The sequence below is a fragment of the Variovorax sp. P1_H12_2 genome (assembly GCF_056405335.1).
The window spans coordinates 1-6366 of the sequence record NZ_JBFUCI010000377.1 but is presented as its reverse complement, the minus strand read 5'-3'; the positions used below and the strand labels follow the sequence as shown (position 1 = coordinate 6366).

The following is a 6366-nucleotide window of genomic DNA, read 5'->3' as shown; positions in this document are numbered from 1 at the left end:
GGCTACAGCTTCAACACCACCGGCAAGCGTCGCGACATCGGCGCGCACGACCAGTCTCAGGGGCCTTACGACGACCAGGTGGCCTTCATGCGTGACGCCGGCGCGCTCGCCCGCAGCCTGCTGGACGAAGGGTACAAGGCCATGAAGATCTGGCCCTTCGACATCTACGCGCCCGGAAGCGGCGGCCATCTCATCAGCCTGCCCGACCTGGAAAAGGGCCTGGAGCCGTTCCGGCGCATTCGCGATGCCGTCGGCAACCGCATCGAGGTCATGTGCGAGTTGCACAGCCTCTTCGGTGGCCACTCGGCCTTGCGCATCTGCCAGGCGCTGGAGGACTACAACGTGTTCTGGGTCGAAGACCCGCTGTGCAAGATGGACGACGCCGCCGGCCTCGCCGACCTGCGGCGCCGCACACGCGTGCCGGTGTGCGGAAGTGAAACGCTGGGCGGCCTGCGCCCTTTCCGAGATTTGCTCGCCAACGATGCGCTCGACGTGGTGATGCTGGACCTCGCCTGGTGCGGCGGCTTCACCGAGGGGCGCAAGATCGCAGCGCTCGCCCAAGCCTACAACCGGCCGCTGGCACCGCACGACTGCACCGGCCCGGTCACGTTGATGGCAGGCCTGCAGATGGCATTGCACGCGCCGACGGCCATCTATCAGGAGGTGGTGCGCGCCACGCTGGCCACCTGGTACCGCGACATCGTGACCGACCTGCCGGTGATCCGTGAGGGGATGGCCCAGCCGCCCGTGGCGCCTGGGTTGGGTACGCGCTTGCAGGACAGCCTCAAGCAGCGACCGGACCTCATCGTCCGCGAAAGCCGCTAGCGGGCATTGCCTCGCCGTCTCGACCGCTCCTTCGCAAGACTTCCCATGCATATCCAGATCGTCGGGCTCCATGCACCCAACGCGCCCCGGTTGCGCGCGCTCCTCGGCCCCGGGCACGAGGTCGAGGCGCTTCACGCCTTTCCCGAGGCTGGCGTTATCCCCTCGGACGTCGTCATCAGCAACAGCATCAGCGCCGACGAAGCCGCCCGCCTGCGCTGCCGGCTGGTGCATGTGCCCGGGGCGGGATCGGAACAGATCGCCTGCCCATCGTTGCCCCCGGGAACCACGGTGTGCAATGTGCACGGTCACGAGGTGCCCATCGCCGAGTTCACCCTGCACGCCATCCTGGAGCACTTCCTGCAACTCTGGCAGTACCCGTCGCAGCTGGACGCGAGCGCCTGGGCGCAGGCCTACGCCAACCGCGCCCCACACGACGAGGCCAATGGCAAGACCGTCGCCATCCTGGGATTTGGTCACATCGGGCAGGAGATTGCCCGGCGCGCGCGGGCCTGCGGCATGCACGTGATGGCCGTGACGCGCAGCGGCAAACAGGGCCCGGAGGAACTGGCGCATGAATACGTCGCGGTGTCGGCGCTGGACGAAGTGCTGGCACGGGTTCAAGTCCTGGTGGTCTGTTGCCCGCTGGACGACAGCACCCGCGGCCTGATCGGCGCGCGCCAGCTTGCATCGCTGCCCGCGCACTCTTTGCTGGTCAACGTGGCCCGCGCAGAAGTCGTCGACGAGCAGGCACTTTATGAAGCCCTGCGTGACAAGCAACTGGGACGGGCCGTCCTCGACGTCTGGTACCAGTACCCGAAAAAGGGCGGGGCGCCAGTGAACCCCTCACGCTGGCCGCTGCATGAACTGCCCAACGTCCGCGCCACGCCCCATATCTCGGCCATGACGCCGGCGCTGCTCGAGCGGCGCTACCGCTTCATGGCCCAGAACATCGTGCGACTGCAACAGGGGCAGCCGCTCTTCAACGTGATCTACCAGGCGCCCTGACCACCTTCAACGGAGATACCCATGAAAGCCGAGACTTCAACGACCCCGTCCGCCCTCCCCCTGGCCAGGCGCGCACTGCTCGGCATGGCCGCCGTGGCGATGCTGGCAGGCGCGTCCCTGCCGGTCCATGCGGAGGACGCGGCGAGCTACCCCAGCAGGATGATCCGCATCACCGTGCCCAACCCGGCGGGCGGCACCTCGGACGTGCTGGGGCGCCTGCTGGCCAAGGAGTTGGGCGAGATGTTCAAGCAGCCGGTCATTGTGGAGAACAAGGCTGGAGGCAATGGCAACATCGGTGCGGCGTTCGTGGCCAAGTCCGCGCCGGACGGCTACAACCTGCTGCTGCTGGACATGAGCGTGTTGACCATCGGCCCCAGCGTGGTGGCGCAACTGCCCTACAACCCGCAGAAGGACCTGACGCCGATCGCGATTCCGGCGTATTCACCGCACCTCCTGGTGGTCCGGAACGATCTGCCGGTGAAGAACATCGACGAGCTCGCCGCCTACGCCAAGAAGAGCGGCAAGCCCGTGAGCTTCGGCACGCCGCTGGCCTCCATCAGCCAACTGGCGGGCATCCTGCTCGCGCAGGACCGCGGCTTCGAATTCAACGTCATCGGCTACAAGGGCGGCGCCCAGGCCCTGGCGGACCTCGCGGGGGGTCAGATCGACAGCGCGATGGCGAGCGTGGTCGCCACCAACCAACTGGTGCAGGGCGGCAAGGTCAAGGCCATTGCGGTCACGAGCGCCAAGCCGTTTGCAGCGACCCCGGGTGTGCCGACCGTCGCCTCGCAGATCCCCAACTTCGTGACGGGTTCCTGGCAGGGCTTGCTGGCGCCCGCCAACACACCGCCAGCGGTGCTGGACAAGTTGCAGGAGGCCGTGCAGCGCATCGTGACGCGCCCCGACTTCGCCACCCGTCTGCAGGAACTCGGCTCCGAGCCATCGACCATGAACCGGCAGCAGATCGCGCAATGGATGCAAACCGAGACCCAGCGCTGGGGCAAGGTGGTCAAAGACAACAACATCAAGGCGGAGTAGAGCGCGCGCCATGCGATGGCCGGAATTCGCTCGAGGCTCCCCCTGTCACTCACGCGTGGAATCGGTGCGCCGAGGGCTTCAGGCTTTGCGCTCCAGCACCTGCAAGGTCGGCCGCTCGCCGTTCGCCTTGCCGGTGATCGGCGGCTTCGGCAGCCTGGCCTCGCCCGGCTCGATCACGAAGTGATGGTCGAGCGAATACCACGGCCCGCTGACATCGCCGGCCGGCGCCGGCTCGTCGGCATGCAGCACGTACTGGCCAATCAGAGCTTGCGTCACCCCGAACTGCACATCGGTTTCAAGGCGTGGGTCATCGCTCGAATAGACCTGCGAGAACTGCGTCTTGAAGCCCGGCTTGTGGATCATGAAATGGATGTGGGCCGGGCGCATGTTGTGACGGCCCTGTGCGCGCAACAGCGCGCCGACCGGGCCGCTCAACGGGATCGGGTAGCCAGCCGGCTTGACGCTCCTGAACGCGATACGGCCGCGCACGTCGGTGGCGAACTTGCCGCGCAGGTTCATGTCGGTCTGCCCCGGGTCCTGGTTCTCGTAGAAGCCCTCCGCTGAGGTATGCCACACGTCGACTTCGGCGCCTTCCACCGGCCGGCCCTGGCTGTCGCGCACCCAGGCGTTGACGAAGATCGGCGCGCCGGGCGTGGGCGAGCGAACGATCGAATCACCGTTCGCCGTCGCCGGCGAATCCATGCGCCAGAACGGGCCCATGAGATTGGCGGTCGTGTCCGTCTGTCCGTGATCGCCGTTGTTGAGCAGGCAGACCAGCGACGAGATGCCCAGCGAACCGGCGATGAGCACCACTTCGTTGTGCGATGCAGTGGTCAACTGGCCGAGATTGGCGATCAAGCCGCAAGCCTGGTGGAACTCGGCCTCGGTCAGCCTGGCATCTCGCACGAAGCCGTGCAGGTGTTGCACTGCTGCGGTCATGAGTTCCTTGAAGCGCGGGTTTTCGCTTCGGGCCACCTCGGCCAACACTGCGGCCGTCACGTCTTGTTGGGTCTTGATGATCACAGGGAAGTCTCCTTGCTTCGATGGGGAACGATACTGCGGTCCATCAAGTCAATGCCAGGACTTGCCCTGTTGTCAGCCAGCGACCCGCGCCGCCGATACGGCAGCACGCAAGCCGAGCAGGTAGCTGTCCACCCCGAAGCCGCAGATCTGGCCCTTCACGATCTCCGCAAACACCGAGTGATGGCGGAACCCCTCGCGCGCATGGATGTTGGACATGTGCAGTTCGACCACCGGCACCGTGAGGATCGCCAGCGCATCCCGGATGCCGTAGCTGTAGTGGGTCCAGGCGCCGGCGTTGATCAGCACCGCGTCGACGCCATCGGTGAAGCCCTGGTGGATGCGCTCGCACATGGCGCTTTCGCCGTTGGTCTGGAAGCTCTCGATCTCGGCGCCGAGTTCCTTGCCCAGCGCCTGCAACTGTGCATCGATCTCGGCCAGCGTCGTGGTGCCGTATTGCTTCGGGTCGCGCTTGCCGAACATGTTGTGGTTGATGCCGTGGAGCATGAGGATCTTCATGGGGTGTCTCCTTCTTGTCGCGGGTTCAAACCAACGGGATGGTCATGCGCTCGATGACCGGCCGGGTGTCGGGTCGCACGCCGCGCCACCAGACGAAGGCTTGCGCAGCCTGCTCGACCAGCATACCCACGCCGTCGGCGAGCTTGGGCACGCCGGCGTTCCGTGCCAGACGCAGGAAGGGTGTCAGGCCCTTGCCGTAGGCCAGTTCGTAGGCCAGCTTCGCGTTGCGGAGCGCCTCGGCCRGCACCGGCGGCAACTCGGCCTTCAGGCTGGCCGAGGTGCCGTTGATGACGATGTCGAATCTCTCCCCGGTCAGATCACCATAGCCGCAAGCCCGCACGGGACCCTGCGCGGCGAATTGCGCGGCAAGATCGGCTGCCTTCGACACGCTGCGGTTCGCCAGCACCAATTCGGCCGGCTGCTGCGCAAGGAACGGCAACAAAGCTCCGCGCACCGCGCCGCCGGAACCGAGCACCAGCATGCGCGCGCCCTTGAGCGGGAAGCCCAGGTTGCGCTGGATGTCGTTGGTCAGGCCGACGCCGTCGAAGTTGTCGGCAATGATGCGGTCGCCCTCGAACTTCAATGCGTTGGTGGCACCAGCCAGTTCGGCACGTTCGAGCCGATCCGTTGCCAGCGCAAAGGCTTGCAGCTTGAACGGCGCGGTCACGTTCATGCCCAGGCCGCCTGACTTGCGAAACGCATGCACGTCATCCGCAAAGTGCTCGAGCGAGCCTTCAATCGCGATGTAGTCGATGTCCTGATCGGTCACCTTCGCAAAGCTGCCGTGGATCATCGGCGACTTGGTGTGGCCGATGGGGTTGCCGATGACGGCGTACTTGTCGGTCATGGTGCGTGCCTCCTCATGCGCTGAACAGCACGCCGTCGGCCTGCATGTCGGCGATCTGCGCGGCGTCGAAGCCGAGGCTGGCGGCGATCTCGGCGTTGTGTTCACCAAGGTCCGGCGCCACTTGCGTGATCGAGGTGTCGCAGCCCGACATGCGGAAAGGCAGGTTGGGCAGGCGGATCTTGCCGAGCACGGGATGGTCCTGCTCCACCACCATGCCGCGCGCCCGGATCTGCGGGTCGGCCAGCACTTCGTCGATGCGCTGCACCTTGGCGCAGGGCACGTCGATGCCATCGAGCATTTTCAATACGTCGACGACGGGGCGCGCTGCAACCCAGGGGCGAACGACTTCGAGGATCTCGAGGCGATTCGCATTGCGCCCGGCCGCGGCATGCAGCCGCGTGTCGCTGCCGAAGCCCGCCGGCCCGCCAGTGTGCTCGACCAGGGCGGCGAATCGCTTCCACGCATCGTCCACCTGCGCGGCGATGACCAGATCGCCGTCCTGCGCGCGGAACACGCCGTAGAGCGTCGAGTTGGGCATGTCGTGGCCGGTCTGCACAGGAACTTCCTTGCCGTCCGAGAGCGTATAGCACTGCACCGCGTATTCGTGCATCGACACCAGCGTGTCGTACAGCGCCATGTCGATGTGCTGACCGCGGCCCGACTTCACGCGACCCAGCAGCGCGGCGTTGATCGCAGCGACGGCGTGGATGCCGGTATACATGTCGCCCAGCGAGATGCGCAGCAGCGGCGGCGCCTCGCCGGGGTTGCCGACCATCTGCATGATGCCGCTCTTGGCCTCGGCGATGAGGCCGAATCCGGCGCGATGCGAGTCCGGTCCGGTGTGGCCATAGGCGGAGATCGAGCAGTACACGAGGCCCGGATTCGTCTCGGCCAGTTCCGCATAGCCCAAGCCCAGCTTGTCCAGCGCACCGGGACGGTAGTTCTCGACGAACACGTCGGCGCTGTCGACCAGCTTCTTCATCAAGGCGCGGCCGCGCGGGTCCTTGGTGTTGACCGACAGTCCCTTCTTGCCCATGTTCTGCTGGAGGAAGTAGCCGCTGTGGTCGCCCACGAACCAGGCATGCTGGCGACCCGCGTCACCGGTGCCGGGG

At 66.2% G+C, this 6366-nt stretch carries 7 protein-coding genes; 3 read left to right on the top strand and 4 right to left on the bottom strand.

All coding sequences use genetic code 11. The features are described from left to right. The 3 genes from AC1D2K_RS27595 to AC1D2K_RS27585 all read left to right on the top strand — a co-directional run. The coding region (locus AC1D2K_RS27595; RefSeq protein WP_478092667.1) for a mandelate racemase/muconate lactonizing enzyme family protein at nt 1-825 on the top strand (825 nt) is incomplete at its 5' end. A gap of 45 nt (nt 826-870) precedes the next feature. Further along, nucleotides 871-1830 carry a 2-hydroxyacid dehydrogenase gene (locus AC1D2K_RS27590; protein WP_478092665.1) on the top strand — a complete coding sequence of 320 codons (960 nt, stop codon included), beginning with the start codon at nt 871-873 and terminating at the stop codon, nt 1828-1830. Between the two features lie 21 nt (nt 1831-1851). Next, nucleotides 1852-2868, top strand: coding sequence for a Bug family tripartite tricarboxylate transporter substrate binding protein (locus tag AC1D2K_RS27585; protein WP_478092663.1), 1017 nt, complete (start codon nt 1852-1854; stop codon nt 2866-2868). 78 nt (nt 2869-2946) lie between these two features. On the opposite strand, the gene AC1D2K_RS27580 is transcribed toward AC1D2K_RS27585, so the two are convergent. The 4 genes from AC1D2K_RS27580 to AC1D2K_RS27565 all read right to left on the bottom strand — a co-directional run. Then, on the bottom strand, nt 2947-3891 hold the full coding sequence (locus tag AC1D2K_RS27580) for a dioxygenase family protein (RefSeq protein ID WP_478092661.1): 945 nt from the start codon (nt 3889-3891) through the stop codon (nt 2947-2949). A 72-nt stretch (nt 3892-3963) separates the two neighbouring features. Then, entirely contained in the window at nt 3964-4407 is a 444-nt protein-coding gene (gene aroQ / locus AC1D2K_RS27575) for a type II 3-dehydroquinate dehydratase (RefSeq protein ID WP_478092659.1), read from the bottom strand. Nucleotides 4408-4432: 25 nt separating this feature from the next. After that, nucleotides 4433-5254 carry a shikimate dehydrogenase gene (gene aroE / locus AC1D2K_RS27570; protein WP_478092657.1) on the bottom strand — a complete coding sequence of 274 codons (822 nt, stop codon included), beginning with the start codon at nt 5252-5254 and terminating at the stop codon, nt 4433-4435. Between the two features lie 13 nt (nt 5255-5267). Continuing rightward, the coding region (locus tag AC1D2K_RS27565; RefSeq protein ID WP_478092656.1) for a CaiB/BaiF CoA transferase family protein at nt 5268-6366 on the bottom strand (1099 nt) is incomplete at its 5' end.

Coding starts and splice junctions, on each gene's coding strand:
- AC1D2K_RS27590 (WP_478092665.1), top strand. CDS start 871: ATGCATATCCAGATCGTCGGGCTCCATGCACCCAACGCGCCCCGGTTG.
- AC1D2K_RS27585 (WP_478092663.1), top strand. CDS start 1,852: ATGAAAGCCGAGACTTCAACGACCCCGTCCGCCCTCCCCCTGGCCAGG.
- aroQ (WP_478092659.1), bottom strand. CDS start 4,407: ATGAAGATCCTCATGCTCCACGGCATCAACCACAACATGTTCGGCAAG.